Genomic DNA, 19662 nt, shown 5'->3' with positions numbered 1-19662 from the left:
CGGTATGTTCGGCTAGTCCTCGAGCAGGTCCTCGATAAAGCCGACACGGTAGTTTTTGAAAATGACCTCGCCACCGTCTTGCGTGGCGTCTAGATCGACATCGCCCATAATGCCAAAGTCGTGGTCGCCATCCTCGTCGGCAAAAATCTGGTGCACGTGCCATACGTGCGCGGTCTTCTCGTCGGACTCGTCGATGGAAAACATCGCGGCGCTGCGGGCATCTCCGTCGGTGAGGATTTCCTCGTGCTGCTCGTGGTAAGCGTCGAGTGCTTTTTGCCAGCGGATCTCGCTCATGCCCCAGTCGTCGTCGAGCTCGCCCAGGTCGCGAACGTGCTCGCGGGCGGCAAGGGTCACGCGACGGAAGAGCGCGTTGCGCACCAACAGCGTGCAGCCGCGACGGTCCGCCACGACCTCGTCGATGCCCTGCGGCGGCGCAGCATCGAGTGCAGCGGGGTTGCCGGCGTTCTCCCACTCGTCCACCAGGCTCGAGTCGACCGAGCGCACCACAAAGCCGAGCCACGAAATGATGTCACGCAGGCGCTCGTCGCGCTTCTCGATGGGTACGGTGCGGTCGAGAGAACGGTAAGCCTCTGCCAGGTAGCGCAGCAAAATGCCCTCGGAGCGGGCGATGCCGAGCTTTTGAATGTAGCCCTTAAAATCGCTCGCGCTTTCCAGCATATCGCGCAGGACGCTCTTGGGAGAGAGCTGGTAGTCGTTTGCCCAGGGTACTTCCTGGCAGTACTTGTCAAAAGCGGCGTCGAGCAAGTCCTCGAGCGGCTTTTCGTAGGTGACGTCCTGGATGCGCTCCAGGCGTTCCTCATATTCGACGCCGTCAGCCTTCATTTCTGCCATCGCGCGGTCGCGCGCGGCGCGCTCCTGTGCGCGCAATATCTGCTTGGGATCCTCGAGCGTTGACTCGACCATCGAGATCAGATCCATGGTATAGGTCTCACTCTCGGGGTCGAGCAGCTCCAGCGCGGCAAGCAAAAACGGCGAGAGCGGCTGGTCGAGCGCAAAGTCCTCGGGCAGGTCGACCGTCAGCGCGTAGTCGATGTCCGGCGCGGCATCAGCCGGAGCGTCGGGTGCGGGCGGTACCTCGGTGCGCACGACGACGCCGGAGTCGATGAGCGTGGCGAAGATTTCGTCGGCGCGAACCTCGAGCTTGGCCTTTTCTTCGGGGGTCTGCAGGCTTGTCTCGATGAGGTCGTGCACGCGGGCGCGAGCGTCACCGCCCTGCTCGACCACGCTAATCACCATGGAGTGTGTGATGCGAAGGCGCGGCTTGAGCGTCTCGGGCTGCGTCTCGATCAGGCGCTCAAAGGTCTGCTTGTTCCAGGTGACAAAGCCCTCGGGGGCCTTCTTCTTTTTAATCTTGCGGAGCTTTTTGGGATCGTCGCCCGCCTTGGCCATAAGCTTGGCATTCTCGATCTCGTGCTCGGGTGCCTCGGCGATCACCATGCCCTCGGTATCGAAGCCCGAGCGACCGGCGCGACCAGCGATCTGATGAAACTCACGGGCGCGCAGGCGACGCATCTTGTAGCCGTCGAACTTGGTGAGCGCGGTGAGCACCACGGTATGGATGGGTACGTTGATGCCGACGCCGAGCGTATCGGTACCGCAGATGACGGGCAGCAGGCCCTGCTGCGCCAAGCGCTCGACCAGCAGGCGATAGCGCGGCAACATGCCAGCATGGTGCACGCCGACGCCGCAGCCGAGCAAACGCTTGAGGATCTTGCCGAAGGCCGTCGAGAAGCTCGTGCCTTTGGCGGCTTCCTTAATAGCCTCGCGCTGCTCCTTGCTGGCGATGCCAAAATTGGCGAGGGATTGCGCCGTCGCAAGTGCGGCGTCCTGGCTAAAGTGCACGATGTAGAGCGGGGCCTCGCCACGGCGCATGGCGAGCTCGACGGTGCCCTCAAGCGAGGTCGTCACGTAGTCGTAGCTCAGCGGCACGGGGCGTGGGGCATCGACGACCAAGTCGCAGGTAGCGCCGGTGTGTTCCTCGAGTGAGGTGGCGATGGCAGTGACATCGCCGAGCGTGGCACTCATGAGCATAAACTGCGTATGGGGCAGGGTGAGCAGCGGCACCTGCCAGGCCCAGCCGCGGTCGGGGTCGGCAAAGTAGTGGAACTCGTCCATGGCCACGCAGCCCACGTCGGCGTCCTCGCCCTCGCGGAGCGCATCGTTGGCAAGGATTTCGGCCGTGCAGCAGATGACGGGTGCCTTGGTGTTGATATGCGTGTCGCCGGTGATCATGCCGACGTTATCGCGGCCGAGCACCTGTACCAGATCGAAGAACTTTTCGCTGACCAGAGCCTTGATAGGAGCCGTATAGTAGCAGCGCTTGCCCTGTGCCATGCCCATAAAGAGCATGCCCAGCGCAACAAGTGACTTACCCGAGCCGGTCGGCGTGCCTAAGATGACGTGATCGCCGGCGGCCAGGTCCATGAGGGCCTCTTCTTGGTGATCCCACAGCTCGATGCCGCGGTCGCTCGTCCATTCAAAGAAGCGTTCGAAGGCTTGATCGGGCGTGAGCCATGGTTCGGGCTCGCTGCCGTCCTCGGGCTCCCACCAGGTGGGGGAGAGCGCACCGAGTGAGCCGAATTCGGCTTCGGTTCCCGTGCCGCCCGAGAATGAACTGGCGGCTCCGGCGCCGGAGACGGTGCTGGCGGCGATATCTGTCGTGGTCTGTGCCATGTGTTTGCTTTCTCTCGCGATTGTCCGCCAACTATTATGGCGTAGCGGCGGCGCGGGGTGCCAGCGCGAAAGAAAATGCAGGAAATGGGCGTCCTGCTCAGCCGTTTGGTGCGGCCGCGAGCTAAGTGAGTAGACTTTTTGCGATTTCGCCAGCACATGGCTTTTGCGTAAGGGATTTACCTGCGGTTTTACTTGTTCCTATGCGGGTTGTGCTTGGCTATTGCTAAAAAGTCTACTCACTTAGGCTTGAGGGTCGTTCGTCGGTGCCTATTTGCGCTTGCTCGCTGGCGACGTGACTGTCAAAAGCCCCTATGACTCCTGCGGAAGGCGCTTTTTGCCTTTGCGGGTGCGGTTTCTAAAGTTCTCGACGGCCTCTTCCATGCCCAGAGGTACATAGGTGAGCTCATCGAGGTTTTCGGGCAGGTAGCAGGCAAGGCTTTGCTCCTGCGCGCGGCCCGCCGCGAGCTGTTCATTGCTGGGCTGCGCGCCGGGTGTGGCGCAAATGCCATAGACGACGGCACCCATCTCGCGCGTGCGGCATTCGTACTCGGTCTCGGGATGCTCGGGATGGTCGCGGCGGACGTCGTCGCTTACCCAAAGCGTGTCGTAGCCGGCCGCGGCAAACTGCCCCAGGGCGTAGTCGCGCAATGGCTTACTGTCGGTTCGCAGTGTGACGGTGGCGCCGGCTGAAAAGAGCGGGCGGTAGAGCATCAGATGGTCGACATGGACGAGTCGTTTTTTGGCGTACTTGGCCTTGGGCTGCGGCGTGGGAAAGTTGATGGTTATGGCGTCGAGCTCGCCTGCGGCAAACAGCTGCGGCAACGTTGCGGCGCCTCGGGGCAGGACGAGTGCGTTGGATAGCTCCTGCTCGCAGATTTTCTGTGCGGCATAGGCGATGCAGATGGGCTCCTGGTCCATACCGATAAAGAGGGTGTTTGGCTCGTGCGCCGCACGCTCTACAAGGTACGTTCCCTTGCCACAGCCAAGATCCAGGTGAAGGTGTTCGAAGGGCTTGCTGCCAACTGGCGCGCAAGCCTCGCGCCAATCTCCGGCATAGGCCTCGGGGTTCGTCTCGATTGCATCGGCGTAGCGCCCCAGGCGCTCTTCGAGCACAAAGTTCTTAGGCGTGCGAACGTGGACGGCTCCCATGAGGCTCCTTGGTCATACGTATGGAACACATTGCAGGCGCGTTCCGTCAATGGGTTGAAAAAGGGTGGGCATGGTTTGCCCGAAAGATGCGGTGCGGCTCAGCGACGAGTCGCTGACGCCTATAGACGCTTGAGAATCACGTAACGGTTGAGATCGCCGCTGCGACCGTCGGCATGGAAGCGCTCAAGCTCGCGCACGGGGACCTCGCCGCTCTTGTAGAACGTACGGACGCCGCGCACCAGGTCGGTGATCTGCTGATCGTCAAAGTGATGGCAATAGCGGTAGGCGTGGCGGTCGTTTTGCCAGCCAATGAGGTGGTCACCGGCTTCAAACTGCGCGGAATCGTAACCCTCAAACGGCGGGGTGAGCTCGGCGCGGGCCTCGGCACGAACGGCCTTGCGCGCCATGCGCCCGTCGTTCATAAACTCCCAAAAGCTGATGGCGATGATGCCGCTTGGGCGCGTCTGGCGCACCAGGGCGTCGAGCACGCGTACGCGGTACTCGCACGACGGCACGTGGTGCATAAATCCAAAGCAGACCGAGATGTCGGCGAGCGGGGCGTTGAAAAGCACGTCGGGTGTCTTGGCGGGGTTGAGCTTCATGAGGGCGTCGAGCACATCGAGTTCCTGGAAGTGCAGGTTGGGAATGCGCAGGGCGTGACCGTGCGCATCGATAGCCAAATCCTGACACGAGTCAACACCATAGAACTCAAACGGGCAACTGGCGTCTGCCGAGGGGTTTGTGCCGTCGACGCCCTTGGCGGCAAGTGCGCCGCCGGCGGCAAAGTTCTCGAATCGCATATTGCCGCAGGCGAGATCGAAGACGCGGACGGGATGCTCGATCGTGGCGACGTCGAGCTGCTCGAGCGCTATGTCCATGGTGCGTACCCAGCCGGGCCACGGTGCCTGGCGCGTATCGGAGAAGGAGGCGGAGTGCTCGCGATAGAACGTATTGTTGAGCTGAATGAGCGATGAGGCGAAATCGCGGTTCACGGCGCGGAACTCCCTCCGTTGGCGGTGCGGAATAAACAGTACGACCATACTACCGTTAACGCCGCAACGGGGACAACCGAGCTGCGGGTCATTGCTTTGTTTGGACACATTTCCGCAGCTCATATATGCCCGCAACCGCCGGTTGTCAAAAATCTCACTAGAATAGGTGGCATGCTTTTGACGGTGGCGGATAGATTTTTAACTGTGCAAGGCGCCTTAAGAACAAAAACGGTCCGGCGGCACGGCTGGCATCGCATAGGAGGAACCATGAATGTAGAAACTGCGCAGCGGCTCGCCGACCTTCGTCGCAGCAAGGGTTTTAGCCAAGAAGGGCTGGCGCGAAAGCTGGGGCTGTCGCGCCAGGCGGTCAGTAAATGGGAGCGTGCGGAGAGCTCGCCCGATACCGAGAACCTGATCTCGCTCGCAAAACTCTATGGCGTGAGTTTGGACGAGCTCCTCAATCCGAGCGATGAGATCGAGGACGATATCGAGTTTGAGAACGAGGACCGCGCCCGTCAGCGCGAGGCCGAGGCGGCAGAACGTGCCCGCACCCATGAGGCGGCGGCGCGCGCCACGGAGGCAGCTACGCAGGCGAGTGATGCTGCGGCCAAGGCGGCGCAAGCGGCAAGCTGGAGTGCGCAGGCCGCCAATGCCGCTACGGCGCAGGTGACGAGTGGCGGCGCAGCTGGCTCGACTCCGTTGAAAGGTCCGTTCCAGTCGTTTCCGTATTGGGCCGTGTGCTGGCTGCTGTTCTTTTTGCTGATGTTCCTGTTTGGTGGCTCCTTTGCCGCGCTGATCTTCTTTACAATCCCCATCTATCACTGGGTGGCGCGTGCGCTCGATGGCGATTGGGCACGCGGGGATATTCAGGTTGGTCCGGCGCCGGAGGCGGCTAAGGCTCAGGATGTTTCCGCTGCGGTTGATACTGACGTGGCTTCCTCGACCGCCGCTGAGCCGAGCGCCAAAGAAGGTGATGAATGATGAAGCTCTCGCATGAGTCCAAGGTCCGCCTGGGCGTCGGTATCGGAGCGTTCGTGCTCATCATCGGGCTTATCTTTGGCACTTCGCGGATATTGTTTCATTTTGATGGCCCGTGGGATCTCGGCGATATTGCATCCGGTTTGTTCGGTATGGACGATGTGGTTGACGGGGACGATTCTTTGGATGGCGGTAACTATTCCGCTCAGTCTCGGCAGCTTTCGAGCGAAACGTTTGATGCCGACTCATTCCAGTCCCTTGACCTGGATGTGACATCGGGTGAGGTTGAGATCAAGTGCGTTTCCGGCGGGCAGGTGCGTGTCATCGAGAGCGGTCGTGTTGCAAAGGGGGTAGCTACCTACGATGCTGCCACTCAGAATCTGGCCGAGGTCAAGGGTTCTACACTCACGATTAGCCAGTTCGACTGCGATGACGAGCGCGCTATCGATCGTTCGGTCACCATCGAGCTGCCGCGGGATGTTGCCGATAACATGGTGGGCATTACAGCGAATGTAGGATCGGGCGATCTAACGGTCACGGACATTGCGTGTCATGACCTCAACCTGACGTTGGACTCGGGAGACGTCGCGTTTACGGGCACCGTGACCGACACCCTGAATGCCGAGGTCGGTTCGGGCGATGCAACGTTCGAGCTCTACCAGGCGCCCGCGAAGTCGATGGACGTGAGCGTGGGCTCGGGCGACGTGGAGATGACGGTTCCGAACTCTACGGGCTTTAAGGCGAGCCTCGCCGTGGGCAGCGGTGACTTCGAGAGCGATTTCCTTCCGCTTGGCTACGATGGCGAGACCATATTAAATCTTGAATTCGACAACGGTGATAAGTCTGCCACGTATCGTTTTGAGGTTGGTTCGGGTGACGTGTCGTTTGATTCGGAGTGACGGGTGGTTTTCGGAGACCCGCAAACGTAGCCGCGCTGTTTGATGAAGGCGCCGAAGCCGAGATCGGCTCCGGCGCCTTTGCCTTTACAATGGGGTCATGGAACAGATTATTTTGAACATACTCGATGCCCTGCGTCGCGGTGAGACCGTGGACGACAAGGTACTCGTCAAATTGATACATGCCGAGGCGCGCCGTGAGGGTGCCGACAAGCGCGATTTGGCCAAGCGTCGCCTGCTGCCGTTTTACCAGCGGGTGAAACGCGAGGAGCCGGCTCGTTGGACGGCATGGAATGTCGACGCCGAGCTAGAGCGCCAACTGCTGCAGGTGCTGCGCATGAAGCCCCGCCGCACGGCTTCGGGCGTGGCGACCATTACCGTCATCACCAAGCCGTGGCCGTGCTCGGGAGATTGCCTGTTTTGCCCCAATGACCTGCGCATGCCCAAGAGCTATCTGCACGCCGAGCCGGCATGCGCCCGTGCGGAGCAAAACTGCTTCGACCCGTATCTGCAGGTGAGCGCTCGCCTGACCGCGCTTTCGCAGATGGGACATGCGACCGATAAGATTGAGCTCATCGTGCTCGGCGGTACCTGGAGCGACTATCCGCAAGGCTATCAGACGTGGTTTATGTCGGAGCTTTTCCGTGCGCTCAATGACGATGCCGTTGCCGGCGTGGCTGCTAACCCCATGTTGGCGCGTCCGGGCATCAGCCGTGCCGAGGCAGGGCGCCTGCTCGATGGCGCTCCCGCCGATACGCTGCCGCCGGTGGTGGCGGAGCGACGCGAACGCTATCGCGCTGCCGGTATTGCGACCGATGAGGCTGAGCTTGCGAGCGGTGTTGCCGGCGAACAGGAGCGCGTGGATGCTGCCGTGGGCGGCTATAACCGCGCGGTGCGTCGTCTGTACGGCCCCGGTACGCCGTGGGGCGAGGTCGCCGAGTGGCAGGCGGCAACGATGGAGGAGCTCGAGCTTCAGCAGCGCATCAACGAGACGGCGAAGCATCGCGTGGTGGGGCTCGTTATCGAGACGCGCCCCGATGCCGTAACGCCGCAGGCGCTCACGCTCATCCGCCGTCTGGGCTGCACCAAGATCCAGATGGGCATCCAGAGCCTCGACCAACACCTGCTCGATATCAACGAGCGTCGCATTTCGGTGGCACAGATCGAGCGGGCGTTTTCGCTCGCGCGCCTGTTTGGCTTTAAGATCCACGCGCATTTTATGCTCAACTTGCTGGGCGCTACGCCCGAGGGGGACAAGCGCGACTACGAGCGCTTTGTGACCGAGGGCGCCTTTATGCCCGACGAGGTCAAGGTCTACCCGTGCGCGCTCATCGAGGGCTCGCGCCTGGTGGGCTGCTACGAGCGCGGCGAGTGGCGCCCCTATACCGAGGAAGAACTGCTCGATGTGCTGGCCGATGACATCGTGGTGACGCCGGCATTCTGCCGCATCAGCCGCATGATTCGCGACTTTAGTTCCGATGACATCATGGTGGGCAACAAGAAGCCCAACCTGCGTCAGCTCGTCGAGAACCGCCTGGCTGCTCGGGGTGACGGTGCGACGGTGCGTGAGATTCGCTATCGCGAGATCAGCACGGCGGGTGCCGACTTGGATGAGCTATCTCTTGATGAGGAAGTAGCGTACGAGACGCCGGTGACTTACGAGCGCTTTTTGCAGTGGGTGACGCCGCGGGGCAAGATCGCGGGCTTTTTGCGGTTGTCGCTGCCCGATCGCGCTTTTGTTGCCGCACATGCGGACGAGCTGCCGACGATGCCGGACGAGGCGATGATTCGCGAGGTGCACGTGTATGGCATGGCGGCGCGCGTGGGGGATCAAGGCCAGGCGGCGCAGCATCACGGTTTGGGGCGTTTGCTCGTAGAGCATGCATGCGAGATTGCCCGGGATGCGGGTTATGCGCGCATCAACGTGATTAGCGCGATTGGCACACGCGAGTACTATCGCCATCTTGGATTTTATGACCATGGCCTTTATCTGCAAAAGGAGCTCTAGATGAACAAGCCGAGTGTTTCTGCCGGCGTCGTTGCCGGCGTTGCTCTGGGAGCCGCGGCGCTTGGTGCGGCCGCTGTCGCTGTTCGTGCTGCCTGTCTGCAGGTTGCGCGAACTCGCAATGGGTTGGCGCGCGTGAAGCGCATGCACGATGAGAGCGGTGACGAGGTCCGTGTGCTCGTGCAGGGCGGCGTCTACCAAAGCGCGAGCTACGTTGGCGAGCGTTGGGCAGAGCCCGTCTTTACGTACTATCGCGCGTTTGATGACGTGTTTGAGGCCGAGGGCGCAATGCGTGATGCTTACGGGCATGGTATCGACCGTATGCTCATGCTGGGCGGCGGCGGGTTTGCCTATCCCAAGTTTGCGCTGATGTCGCACGAGGGCTTGCGCATGGACGTTATTGAGTATGACGGAGAGATTACGCGCCTGGCGCGCCGCTGGTTCTACCTAGACGAGCTGGAGCGCGCGGTGGGTGACCGCTTGCGGGTGATTACCGCTGAGGCTCGCTCGTATCTGGGCGTGACGAGCGTGGGTCATCGTCGCTACGACGTGGTCGTGAGCGATTGCTTTGGCGGTGCCGAGCCCGTGCGCGAGCTGGCAACCGTTGAGGCGTTGCGTTTAGTGCGGGGTAGCTTGAACCCGGGCGGCATCTACGTGGCTAATATTGTGAGCGCGAACGAGGGGAGCGACGTGACGTTCCTGCGCGATTGCGCCGCCACGGCGCTCGAGGTGTTCGACCACGTTTGGGTGGTCCCATGTGGCGATACGGAGTTCGGCGGCGAGGAAAACCACCTGCTCATTGTCAGCGACGGCGACTACGCCTTTGCCGAAGCCGTGCCCTTCGACGCCGACTTTCTCGGCGCTACCCTCCATGACTAGCGCGTTTCCCTGCGACCAGTCTTTCTGGGACGGGGCTTTTTTAGCTACGGGCATGATTTTTCTGGGACGGGGATTAAAAAATCATTAGGTACAGAATGATTTTTTAATCCCCGTCCCAGAAAAATCATGCTGCCGGCGCCTGGCCAAGAAGTAGCTCAACAAGCCCCGTCCCAGAAAGACTGGTCTCAGGCGTGGTCGCGCCAGCTGCGGACACGCTGCTTCATGCCCTCTATGTCGAGCACGCCTTCGGCAAAGCCCTTGCGCACGAGCTCTTCGGGAACAAACTCGTCGTAGCGGTCAAAGTAAGGCACCTCGCCAGGATAGACGAGCTCGATGGGATCGAAGTCCTTTTCGGCCTCGGCGGCGAGCACCTCAAAGAACGTCTCCTCGTCGGCCTTCATCTTAAACTGCATAAAGTACGGGCGTGACGGGTCGAGTCCGCGAAGGCCCAGCTCAGCGGCGCATTTGATTTTAAGCATGCGCTCGAGTGCTAGGAAGGCGTAGCTGCCCAACCAGGGGAAGAGCACCCAGGTGTCGCCACCCAGATTGATGAGCGGCTTAGTTCCCGCGCCCGAAATCTCGGCGGTATGACGAGCCTGCGCCAAGCGAGCCCGTGCGTTACCCATAAGGTACGGATATGCTGCGTGCTCAGTGAGCGCTTGGCGCATACGCTCGAGCACATGCGTGTTAATGTCGCCGGGGCAGTCGCCAAAGTAGGCCGGCACCCGGCCCTTGACCTGCGTGGCAAAGACAGTGTGGCGCTTCCAGTCCACTTCCTCGACAATCCAGCAGTGTCCGGCGATGGCGATGCGCTCACCGGGCGGGGGCGGATTAACGATCGTGCCCAGCTCGGCCGATTCGCTCCGGACGGTAAACTCCTCGTTTTCCTGGAACACGGCGTAGAACTTAAAGTTGTTGATGATGCGCTCGCCCGCGAGACCCACGATGAGCCCGCCACCTTCGGTGACCTGGATATGGTCGATCTTAATGAGGTGACGTAGCAGCACACGGTAATCGTCTGCCGAGACACGGTGGAAATAGCTGAGCGTGAGCACGCGCTGGGCAAGTTCGGCCGGCGTGAGCTCGCCGGTGCTGGCGAGGGTCGACATAGTCTGGTGATAGAGCAGGCTGTAGGGGAGACGATCGAGCTCGGGTGGCTCGACCCACTTTTCCTCGCGATAGAGTTGTACGAGCGCGATACCCTGCAGGAGCTTCCAGGGAATGGTTTCGGGCATCATCGTGCGCGGCTCGGGCTCTTCCTCGCGCATGACAAACCACATCTCGGGCGGAAGATCGCGACGGCCTGTGCGCCCCATGCGCTGCAAAAAGGAGCTGACGGTAAACGGCGCGTCAATCTGGAAGGCGCGCTCCAGGCGGCCGATATCGATACCGAGCTCCAGCGTAGAGGTGGTGACGGTCGTCTGTGTCTGTTCCTCGTCGCGCATGAGCTCTTCTGCCGTCTCGCGCAGCGATGCCGAAAGATTGCCGTGGTGGATGAGAAAGCGGTCGGGCTCGTGCCGGCTCTCGCAGTAGCTACGCAGCATGGAGCATACGGCCTCTGCCTCCTCGCGCGAGTTGGCAAAGACCAGGCATTTGCGGCCGCGGGTGTGTTCGAAGATATAGCCCATGCCGGGGTCGGCGTTGTCGGGCGCCGTGTCGGTGGGGTTGAGAAGCGCCTGCTCGGTCGCTCGTGGGATGTCGACTTCGCCCTCGGGGGCCGAGGAAGTTTGGCGGTCCTTGGGAGCGGCCTTGCCCCGTGCCCGCTCACGACGTTGATGGCGCTCCTCTTGTGTGAGCTGTCCGCTGTGACGCATGTCTTGGGCGCCGGCGGGCAGCGCCGCGGATGCCGCTGCCTCGATGCGCTCGCACGCGAGTACTTCGGCCTCTTGAGGACCTGTGCCCATGAATCCCCGCTGCTGAGCCTGGGGGCCCGAGTTGTAGAAGTGCTCCATGGAGATGCGCCACACGCGGCGCGGTTCCTCAAAGCGGGGGATAACGCAGTCGCGCCCCGTTCCCTGCGAGAGAAAGGCGCCCGTGCGCTCGGGGTCGCCGATGGTGGCCGAAAGGCCAATGCGGCGGGGCTGCACGCCTGCCATGCGCGAGAGGCGCTCGATAAGACAGAGCGTCTGCCCGCCGCGGTCGCCGCGCATGAGCGAATGGACTTCGTCGATAACCACATAGCGCAGGTCGCAAAACATGCGCGGGATCGCCATGTGCTTATGGATCAGGAGTGCCTCGAGCGACTCGGGCGTAATCTGTAGGATGCCGCTCGGTTTTTTGATGAGTTTGGCCTTGTGTGATTGCGAGACATCGCCATGCCAGTGCCAGACGGGGATATCGGCTTCTTCGCACAGGTCGTTGAGGCGGAAGAATTGGTCGTTGATGAGCGCCTTGAGGGGGCCAATGTAGAGGGCGCCCACGCTTGCGGGCGGGTTCTCCCAAAACTCGGTCAGGATGGGAAAGAAGGCTGCCTCGGTTTTGCCGGAAGCCGTGGATGCCGTCAGGAGCACATTGTCCTGTGTGTTGAAGATGGCATCTGCCGCCGCAACCTGGATAGAGCGCAAGCTCTCCCAATCGTGGGAGTAGATGAAGTCTTGGATAAACGGGGCGTAGCGGTCAAAGGCGTTCACGGGGCCTCCTTTCAACAACGAATCTCTCAACGCGGCTGGCAACGGCTTGCTGCATTACTGCTTCAACGTTTGCCCAGATAAAACCTGCCAAAATAAACCTGTCCCTTTTTGGTGGGTTAGATGGTGAACTCGGCGAAGTTGCGGTCGCCGCCTGCGGTGCCGGTGTCGCCTGTTGCGGTTGCCGGCGCCAACGCGTCGCCGCCGACGCTTTGCAGCAGCTCGGCCACGTTGGCGTCGGGGTTTTGGCATAGGATGTCGAGCAGCTCGATAAAGTCACGAATGACTTCACGCGGCGTCAGATGCGTGTCGGCTCCCACGCGACCGAACTCGATCTTGAGGAAGTCCACCAAGTCGTTCTCGGTAAGCGTGGGCGTCCAGCCAAAGTAGCCGGCGTGAATTTGCATGAGTTTTTCGATCAGCACCAGCAGCTCCTCGTAGGTGAGTGGCTGCAGGCGGATGATGGGCGCGAGCATGTCCTTAAGGTCTTCGCGCGCAAAGCGGCCCTGAGCGAGTCGGCTGCGCAGGGCCTCGTAGGAGAACACGCCGCGGCGGCGGTCTTCGATGGAGGTTGGCGTGCCGCCCATGATCATGCCTAGGTACTGCGCCTTGCCCTGGAGCGTGTCGTTGTACATGGTCAGGATCTTCTCGTAGTTGTATTGGCGCGTGATGGCGTTGGGAATCTTATACAGATTCACGAGCTCGTCGATGAGCACCAGCATGCCCTTGTAGCCACTGCAGACCAAAAAACGCGCGATGAGTTTGACGTAGTCGTACCAGTCGTCATCGCTGATGATGGTTGAGGAGCCCAGCTCGGCGCGTGCCTCGCTCTTGGTGCGGTATTCGCCGCGAATCCATTTGGTCACGCGGCTCATGGTCTCTTCGTCGCCCCCGGATGCGGCCATGCGATAGCGGCGGAGCATGCGGGTGAAGTCGAAGCCGTGGACCATCTCCTCGAGCGGGGCCAGTTGGGCATTGACGACCGACTCGTCGACGTCGGCACACGAGGCGACCCAGCGATCCAGAATAAGGTTGAGCGCACCGCCCTCGGGGCGCGTCTTGGTCGATATATTGCGGATGAGCTCGCGGTAGGTGGCAAGGCCCTGTCCCTGACCGCCCTGCAGGCGGCGCTCGGGCGACAGGTCGGCATCAGCGACGACGAATCCCTCGCCCATGGCGTGCGTGCGGATAGTCTGGAGCAAAAAGCTCTTGCCGGCGCCGTAACGACCGACCAGAAAGCGGAAGCTCGCGCCACCGTCGGCGATGAGACTCAGATCGGTGAGCAGGGCGCGGATCTCGACCTCGCGCCCTACGGTGATGTAAGGAAGGCCGATGCGCGGGACCACGCCGCCCTTGAGCGAGTTGAGAATGACGGCAGCGACGCGCTTGGGCACGCGAGGTGCTGCGGATGCGGTATCACTCATGGTCTAGGTATCCTCTCACGTCTGCTTCGTAGTCCTCGATAATCTGCGGCCCTGCTGCGCTAAATTCAATTACGGTGTCGCCCACCAGGTCAAAGAGCGCCTCGTTGATGGTATCGACGAGCATGTCCTCGCTCTGCTCCGATTGCACTACCGCCGATTCCGCCTGTACTGCGTTGTGCTCGAGCAGCGCGCGGAGATAGGCGTCTGCGGCGGGCGCGAGTTCGTTTGTGGCGTCAGCGGGCGTAGCAGCTGCGAACGCGGGCGTCGGCGCGAGAAGCGGTGCCACGACACCAAACTGTTCGGTGGATATGGTCGGCTCGTCGGACTCGTCCTGCCCTGCGGCCGCCGCGACCGCCTCGACCGTCGCGTCGGCTACGGGCTCGGCTTCCGGTTGCCCTGAGTCCGCTGCCTCGGCTTCTGCGGACGCGCCGTCCTCGCGTTCCTCGTCGATCAAAAGCGCTTCGCGCGTTTGTGCGGCAGCGCTCCGAATGTGCCCCAGCTGGCTCAGATCGATATCGATCTTGACGGGCTGGTGTGCGGCGTCCCACGAAAGCCATGCCACAATCTCGTCATCGATAATCTTGGCCAGATATTTGGGGACCTTTTCTTCCTTAAGGGGATGGGCAGGGTCCAGGGCCAGGCGCAGGCGTTGGTCGCAGGCGCGCATCATCTCGCCAAGTTTGCTGCTCTTTTGTCTGCTGCCGTGAATCCGCATGCATTCCCAAAAACCGTTTTGGCAACGGTAGATATGGATGGGGTCCAGACGGTATTCGCAGTCCTCGTGGCGCTCGGGCGCAAAGAATACGGCCGAGGCAAACATGGTGTAGGGCATGGCCGTCTCCTCCCCAAATAAACTTGCCACGATGCCGGTCTTTCGGTGCGTGTCATAGTAGCGCGCCATGCGGACATACACGGCGCACGCCACGTGGCGCAGATCACGGTGGTGGCTGCGGTCGAGCCGCGAGCTACTTAGGTTGTACGTGGAGAGGGCGTTGATGGCGGCCATGAGTCGCTCCTCGCGCACCTCATCGGGCGGAAGGGGGAGCGTGGGCTCGGAGGTTTTGCGACGCTTAGGGGTCTGGCCGGACGGTGCCGGTACAAGGTCTCGTGCCGCGCGCCGCAGTTCGATAAGGGCGTTATCGAACATGACGGTTTTAGAGTCGCGAAGCAGCTTGGGGTCGAGCCCGTGGAACACGGCGTAATCTTGCAGCCACACGCGCGCAAACCGGTCGATGCCGGGCTCGAAGGCGCGATAGACATCCCAAAAAGCCTTGATCTTGTTAAAACCATCGAGTGGATTATCTACGCCAATGCCGCAGATCAGCTCATAGAGATACAGAAAGGCAAAGGACGTAGACGTTTCCTCGACGGTTCCGCGGCGCACTTGGGCACGCCAGGTAAAGTAGCCGCGCAGTTGCCGGTCGCTCATGGCGTTGTAGGTGGGAAAGTACGACTTAAAGGTGCCGTTGTAGGGACAGTCGTCCTCAAAGTCGGCCATCAGCAGGCCCTGGCGGTAAAAAAGCTCGGCTTCCGAAAGCCAGCGGCCCGCACCGCCCTTGGGGTCATCCTGCCAGCGCGATATCTCGCGCATTTTGCGGTACTGGTCGGGGAGGAAATTCTGCATCTGTCGGCCGGTTTTGAGAATCGGCTCGTCTGCGTAGGTTTCGTTTGAGAAGCGGGCGGACTGATGGGTCCGGGCCTCGGCCATAATGCGCTCGATGAGCATCTTGATGTCCTGGTCGGCCACCGCTCCTCCTCTCGAACGCAGCTACGGTGACCTCATATCATAGCACAGCATCAAACAGATGTTCGAGATACCGCTGCGTTGCTAGATTTAGAACAGGAGGGCGTATATGACGGCGATGACGACGGAGGGAAGCATATTGGCCGTGCGGAAGGTCTGAGGACGGATGAGGTTGACGCCGACGCAGAAGATGAGCATGGAGCCTACGAGCGAAAGGCTGTTGAGGGCTGCTGTGGTCATGATGGGGGAGAGCGCGCCGGCAAACAGCGTGATCGTCCCCTGGAACACGGCGACGGGCAGGGCGGAGAAGATGCAGCCGCGGCCAAGCGAGGCCGTCATGGTGCAGACGATGATGCAGTCCAGTGCGCCCTTGAGGGCAAGCGTTGACCAGTCGCCGAGCAGGCCGTCCTGGATCGATCCCACAATGGCCATGGCGCCGATGCACACGGTGAGTGAAGTCGAGACAAAAGCGTTGGTGAACTCGTTATCGCCCTCACTGCCAGTCTTGCGCTTGAGCCATTCGCCAAGGTTCTCGATGGCGGCCTCCAAGTTGATGGCCTCGCCGATGAGCGAACCGAGCGCAAATGAGACGATGAGCATGGTGGTACCGGTGGTCGCTAGCGCCTTTCCATCGATGATGAGCATCTTTTGCATGGTGCCGCCCAGGCCGATAAACAGGACGCACAGCCCCGATGCTTTCATGAGCGTGTCTTGGATGCGCGGTGTAATGAAGCGGCCGCCCGCTAATCCCAAAAGACCGCCCGCAACTAAAAGCGCAACGTTGATGATTGTTCCCAAGCCCGGCATGAGCCCTCCTGTATTGATGCCAACGTGGCAATCGTAGCAGAACGAAATGCGAGGCACATCGCGACTCATCTAATACGTTATATAAGTGGTATTAGGAATGATGCGCAGCATTTAAGCCTCAGGTGGTTGTCGGGACATAGGGGTAGTAGTCAAAGCGCAGTGTCATAAGCCGCTGCGGGGATTCAATAGCCGCGGCGATGATATTGGCATCGCGGGCACGATCAAACCCTTCGAGTTCGATCTGATACGAGACGTCTTGCATAATGTCCAGACGTCGCCAGGCTAGAAGTGTGTCGCCATCGAATTCCAAGGTCTTGCCTCCGTCTGGGGCAACGGCGTATAGACGCAGTTTAGCGGTGGTTGCAGGGTCGACAACCGTGACCTTTTTAATTTCGTTTCGAGTATTCTTGGCGCCCAACAAGGTGAGCAGTGTTGGGGCCACGACCTCGCCCGATGGCAAAAAGACGACTTCGATGGATTCGGGAAATGCGATGATGGCCGACTTGCGGACGGGCTGATTGGCGGCGGCAACTTCGATGTTTGCAGCATCGATGACCTCTGTGTGGTCGAGGGCGGCAAGCACGCAGCAGTTACCTTCATCGATCTCCTGAGGATCAGCAAGTCCCAGACTGTCCGCGAGCTCGGGATCGTTTGGACCGGTAGCGGGCTCATTCGGTGCTTCGAAAGAAGCTGGGACGCTGTTTGTCGGCGACGGCGTGTCGCCCGCACCTGCTTCTTTGTCCGTGCTCTCTTCTTGTATGGTTGCGTTGATGGGTTCGTCGTTTGAGGGGAGCGTCTTGGCGTCAAGCGCGGAGGGGACAATCCCGATGGCTCCGGATCCGTTCCACTCCATTTCGAGAAGCGCCGGGTCGGCAAGAATGCGTTGCCTGCTTTGCGCGTGGGCATCGATTTCAATAGGGCCTGCCTCTATCCCTCGTGTAAGGCTGAGTGATCCGGCTGACTTCTCGAAATGAGCGTCTGTGTCTTTGGTGCTGACGGCGTAGAACAGCAGGGATGCTTCTCCCGCCGCGATGGCATCGGTGCCCGCCTTGGTCAGCCGCAGCGATGCCGTGAATGAGAGGGTGGGCTGCACATCGTCTGCATTCGCGGCGGCGCAGCCCAGACATATACCGCCTCCTTTCTCGAAAAACGCACCGTCGAAGGCGACCTTCGCTCCGTTCGCCGAGTCATCGACCGAAGCGATATCGATGCGCAACCCCAAATCGCACGGATCGCCATCTGCATCGAGCACAATCGAGCGCCATGTGCAGACGGCGCACCCCGCCTGGGAGCCGTTTGCCTTGTTCGAACGATTGATATCCACGACTATCGAGCCGTCCGTATTACGACGAAGGCATCCCGAGGTTGAGATTGCGGCCTGTGCGAACGAAAAACGCTTGCACGCAATGGCGCTCGACGGATTTGGTGCGGAGCTTAGGGCTGCTGGTAAGGAGTCTGCCATGACGGGAGTCGCCCAAGCGGCGACAGGCGTTCCGGTTGCGAGCGCGCCGCAGAGTGCGACGACGGGCAAAAGGTTCTTCGATGCCATGGGGTCTCCTTAGCTAATTTAGTGCGGCCTGTCCGTGTTTCGTTTCTGGCTGCGTTTGATGTGCAGACCGAGGCCGGCGGTTCCCGCACCTGCTGCCGTGGCGCCTGCTGCCAAGAGCCATCGTCTGTCGTCTGTCTGTGCCAACGGTTCCTTGCGGTTGCCGCGGTCGAGCTCCGAGAGGTCGACCGTCACTTGCGTGGCGGCCTGCGCCTGTTCTTGCTGGGCAAAGGCCATGGCTGGCCCAAACGCTAGGATACTGACGGCGGCCAGGGCGACGGCCTTATGCCGTGTGCGCACCGGGCTCGACCGTCCAGGTGATCGTTGCAACCTGATCGCCTTCGCCGGTTACGCGGAAGATGTCGCGCGTGACGCGGGCGACGTTTCCGCTTGTCTTGAGCTTAATTTTGTCCGTGCCGCCGGCAATGCCCTGGTAGCCCATGTCGAAGGCTGCATTCTTGGAAAGATCGAGGCCCGTCTCCTGCATTGCGGCGCTGGCGTTCTGGAGTGCGCCGTCGGGGCCGACCTTAAAGTCGATGGAATTCTGCGCGGTTCCGGCCTTGGCGTCGGCGGCAATGGTCCAGGTGTTCATGGCGTCGATCTTCATGTTGGTGACATGGATGCCGTAGGCCGAATGATTGTCGATGGTGGTCGCGTCTTCTGAGGGGCCCTGAAGCGTGCCGTCGGCCTTGGCGACGAAGGGAATAACCGTCGGAACTTTGAACTCTACGTTGTCGATCTCGGTCCTGACCATTACTTTCGTGGTTCCAACGCGCCCGGCTGCCAGAGCTGGCGTCGGGGCGGCGCCCATTGCGAGCGCGAGCGCGAGCCCTGCGCCCACGACGAGCGCTCTGGCTCCGTTCATGTTCCTGGTGATGTCCATGGTCGTTCCTTTCTATTCGCCGCGGGCCGTCCCCGCGATGATTGGACGAATGCTGGTGAATTGCGTGCGGTGTCGCGTCGGCCGAAAAAGCTAGTTCTCGGCTTGCTCAACCCGTACCTTGACACGTGTCGGATTGCCGTGGCTGTCGAGGGTCTTGGCATCGAGTGCCTGGATCTCGATGTATGCCTCGCCTTCTTTGATGTCGCCGGCGGGGCACGTCTCGATTGTCTTGCCGGTCTCGACCACACCGGATTCGTACATGGTCTCGTCGTTTTGGATGACGCGGAATCGCTGGGGAAATTTATTGTCTTGGACGTTTTGCACGTTGACGCGCAGCTTGCCGTCCTCCTGTAGCTGAGCGACCGGCGCGACCGAAATCGTCATCATGTTGTCGCGGACGATGGCATCGAGCTCATCTTGGATTTCTTGTCGCGATTTACCCTCTGCCGTCGTGACTGAGGCGCCCGCTTCGGGCACGGGCTGCGACTGCCAGGCGTATAGCCCTACGGCGATGAGGGCGCAGGCGATAGCCAGGCAGACAACGACGAGTTTCTTGCGACGCCCCAGTCCTGCGAGGCGGGGCGGCTTCTTCGCACTCATGCGGCGTCCTTGGTGGTGTAGACACGTGCGAACGTGGACGGGTCCGCTCCAAAGAGCATGTGAAGCATCAGGCGGCGCGAGTAGATGAGCTCGTCAAAGTCGTGAGGGAGCTCGATGTCGTGGATACGCGCGATGTGGTGGGCGAGCGCCGAGAACGACTCGGGGTCGCAGATAACATCGGTGGTGACGTGGTAGACCGCCGTATCGGGGAACGCCTCTTCGTCGAAAGGCAGGAGATAGGGATCGTCGTCGACCTCGATGGCGACGCCGTACTGGGGCCAGTAATATGCCATGGGAACCTCCCTGCTTCTGGGGCCAAAACTTCTATCGGTTTTGGCTGTCGACGCCGACCGTATCAGCCGCTACTTGACCAATTTCTGACCAAATGCTTGACGGTTTGACATCTCCGCAGGTAAAAGGTGGAAAAATTACTTCAAC

16 protein-coding genes are annotated in these 19662 nt (G+C 61.0%); 4 read left to right on the top strand and 12 right to left on the bottom strand.

Going from position 1 to position 19662, the window contains the following annotated elements; all coding sequences use genetic code 11:
* Positions 1 to 12: 12 nt before the first annotated feature.
* The 3 genes from DW136_RS02605 to DW136_RS02595 form a co-directional block, all read right to left on the bottom strand.
* A complete protein-coding gene (locus DW136_RS02605; RefSeq protein ID WP_117629637.1) occupies positions 13 to 2694 on the bottom strand; it encodes an RNA helicase in 2682 nt (893 codons plus the stop codon).
* 309 nt (positions 2695 to 3003) lie between these two features.
* The gene (locus tag DW136_RS02600; protein WP_117629638.1) at positions 3004 to 3843 is read right to left on the bottom strand and encodes a tRNA (guanosine(46)-N(7))-methyltransferase TrmB; all 840 of its coding nucleotides are present in this window, start codon (positions 3841 to 3843) and stop codon (positions 3004 to 3006) included.
* Positions 3844 to 3962: 119 nt separating this feature from the next.
* Positions 3963 to 4835, bottom strand: a complete 873-nt coding sequence (locus DW136_RS02595; protein ID WP_118288988.1) for a hypothetical protein — start codon at positions 4833 to 4835, stop codon at positions 3963 to 3965.
* A gap of 267 nt (positions 4836 to 5102) precedes the next feature.
* On the opposite strand from DW136_RS02595, the gene DW136_RS02590 reads away from it, so the two are divergent.
* The 4 genes from DW136_RS02590 (at position 5103) to DW136_RS02575 (ending at position 9593) form a co-directional block, all read left to right on the top strand.
* On the top strand, positions 5103 to 5816 hold the full coding sequence (locus DW136_RS02590) for a helix-turn-helix domain-containing protein (RefSeq protein ID WP_117629640.1): 714 nt from the start codon (positions 5103 to 5105) through the stop codon (positions 5814 to 5816).
* The gene (locus DW136_RS02585; protein WP_158551306.1) at positions 5816 to 6712 is read left to right on the top strand and encodes a DUF4097 family beta strand repeat-containing protein; all 897 of its coding nucleotides are present in this window, start codon (positions 5816 to 5818) and stop codon (positions 6710 to 6712) included. The genes DW136_RS02590 and DW136_RS02585 overlap by 1 nt, the downstream gene beginning before the upstream one ends.
* Positions 6713 to 6809: 97 nt before the next feature.
* Complete coding sequence (locus tag DW136_RS02580; protein WP_117629642.1) at positions 6810 to 8717, top strand: elongator complex protein 3; 1908 nt, start codon at positions 6810 to 6812, stop codon at positions 8715 to 8717.
* Positions 8718 to 9593: a spermidine synthase gene (locus DW136_RS02575; RefSeq protein WP_117629643.1), complete on the top strand. Its 876-nt coding sequence runs from the start codon at positions 8718 to 8720 to the stop codon at positions 9591 to 9593. It begins immediately after the preceding gene.
* A 185-nt stretch (positions 9594 to 9778) separates the two neighbouring features.
* Here DW136_RS02575 and DW136_RS02570 read toward each other — a convergent pair whose 3' ends face one another.
* The 9 genes from DW136_RS02570 to DW136_RS02530 form a co-directional block, all read right to left on the bottom strand.
* A complete protein-coding gene (locus tag DW136_RS02570) occupies positions 9779 to 12223 on the bottom strand; it encodes a DEAD/DEAH box helicase (protein WP_117629644.1) in 2445 nt (814 codons plus the stop codon).
* Positions 12224 to 12339: 116 nt separating this feature from the next.
* Positions 12340 to 13644 carry an ATP-binding protein gene (locus DW136_RS02565; protein WP_117790672.1) on the bottom strand — a complete coding sequence of 435 codons (1305 nt, stop codon included), beginning with the start codon at positions 13642 to 13644 and terminating at the stop codon, positions 12340 to 12342.
* On the bottom strand, positions 13637 to 15391 hold the full coding sequence (locus tag DW136_RS02560; protein WP_233540252.1) for a TerB N-terminal domain-containing protein: 1755 nt from the start codon (positions 15389 to 15391) through the stop codon (positions 13637 to 13639). Before DW136_RS02560 ends, DW136_RS02565 begins: the two co-directional genes overlap by 8 nt.
* Before the next feature lie 87 nt (positions 15392 to 15478).
* Positions 15479 to 16195 carry a DUF554 domain-containing protein gene (locus DW136_RS02555; RefSeq protein WP_172622415.1) on the bottom strand — a complete coding sequence of 239 codons (717 nt, stop codon included), beginning with the start codon at positions 16193 to 16195 and terminating at the stop codon, positions 15479 to 15481.
* 118 nt (positions 16196 to 16313) lie between these two features.
* Positions 16314 to 17744, bottom strand: a complete 1431-nt coding sequence (locus DW136_RS02550; RefSeq protein ID WP_117645731.1) for a hypothetical protein — start codon at positions 17742 to 17744, stop codon at positions 16314 to 16316.
* A gap of 18 nt (positions 17745 to 17762) precedes the next feature.
* Positions 17763 to 18041 (bottom strand): hypothetical protein, encoded by a 279-nt coding sequence (locus DW136_RS02545; RefSeq protein WP_117790671.1) that lies wholly within the window; start codon positions 18039 to 18041, stop codon positions 17763 to 17765.
* Entirely contained in the window at positions 18025 to 18624 is a 600-nt protein-coding gene (locus DW136_RS02540; protein WP_089573324.1) for a hypothetical protein, read from the bottom strand. The genes DW136_RS02545 and DW136_RS02540 overlap by 17 nt, the downstream gene beginning before the upstream one ends.
* A gap of 90 nt (positions 18625 to 18714) precedes the next feature.
* Positions 18715 to 19224 (bottom strand): hypothetical protein, encoded by a 510-nt coding sequence (locus DW136_RS02535; protein ID WP_117629648.1) that lies wholly within the window; start codon positions 19222 to 19224, stop codon positions 18715 to 18717.
* Positions 19221 to 19517: a hypothetical protein gene (locus DW136_RS02530; RefSeq protein WP_089573322.1), complete on the bottom strand. Its 297-nt coding sequence runs from the start codon at positions 19515 to 19517 to the stop codon at positions 19221 to 19223. The genes DW136_RS02535 and DW136_RS02530 overlap by 4 nt, the downstream gene beginning before the upstream one ends.
* Positions 19518 to 19662 lie beyond the last annotated feature (145 nt).

It is taken from the genome of Collinsella sp. AM12-1, from assembly GCF_003472325.1.
GTDB lineage: Bacteria > Actinomycetota > Coriobacteriia > Coriobacteriales > Coriobacteriaceae > Collinsella.
Note: the sequence above shows the minus strand (reverse complement) of the source record. Positions and strands in the feature narration are given on the sequence as shown.

Bases quoted from the DNA above. Each gene is read 5' to 3' on its own strand.
- DW136_RS02605 (WP_117629637.1), bottom strand. From the start codon at position 2,694: ATGGCACAGACCACGACAGATATCGCCGCCAGCACCGTCTCCGGCGCC.
- DW136_RS02600 (WP_117629638.1), bottom strand. From the start codon at position 3,843: ATGGGAGCCGTCCACGTTCGCACGCCTAAGAACTTTGTGCTCGAAGAG.
- DW136_RS02590 (WP_117629640.1), top strand. From the start codon at position 5,103: ATGAATGTAGAAACTGCGCAGCGGCTCGCCGACCTTCGTCGCAGCAAG.
- DW136_RS02585 (WP_158551306.1), top strand. From the start codon at position 5,816: ATGAAGCTCTCGCATGAGTCCAAGGTCCGCCTGGGCGTCGGTATCGGA.
- DW136_RS02580 (WP_117629642.1), top strand. From the start codon at position 6,810: ATGGAACAGATTATTTTGAACATACTCGATGCCCTGCGTCGCGGTGAG.
- DW136_RS02575 (WP_117629643.1), top strand. From the start codon at position 8,718: ATGAACAAGCCGAGTGTTTCTGCCGGCGTCGTTGCCGGCGTTGCTCTG.
- DW136_RS02565 (WP_117790672.1), bottom strand. From the start codon at position 13,644: ATGAGTGATACCGCATCCGCAGCACCTCGCGTGCCCAAGCGCGTCGCT.
- DW136_RS02555 (WP_172622415.1), bottom strand. From the start codon at position 16,195: ATGCCGGGCTTGGGAACAATCATCAACGTTGCGCTTTTAGTTGCGGGC.
- DW136_RS02550 (WP_117645731.1), bottom strand. From the start codon at position 17,744: ATGGCATCGAAGAACCTTTTGCCCGTCGTCGCACTCTGCGGCGCGCTC.
- DW136_RS02540 (WP_089573324.1), bottom strand. From the start codon at position 18,624: ATGGACATCACCAGGAACATGAACGGAGCCAGAGCGCTCGTCGTGGGC.
- DW136_RS02535 (WP_117629648.1), bottom strand. From the start codon at position 19,224: ATGAGTGCGAAGAAGCCGCCCCGCCTCGCAGGACTGGGGCGTCGCAAG.
- DW136_RS02530 (WP_089573322.1), bottom strand. From the start codon at position 19,517: ATGGCATATTACTGGCCCCAGTACGGCGTCGCCATCGAGGTCGACGAC.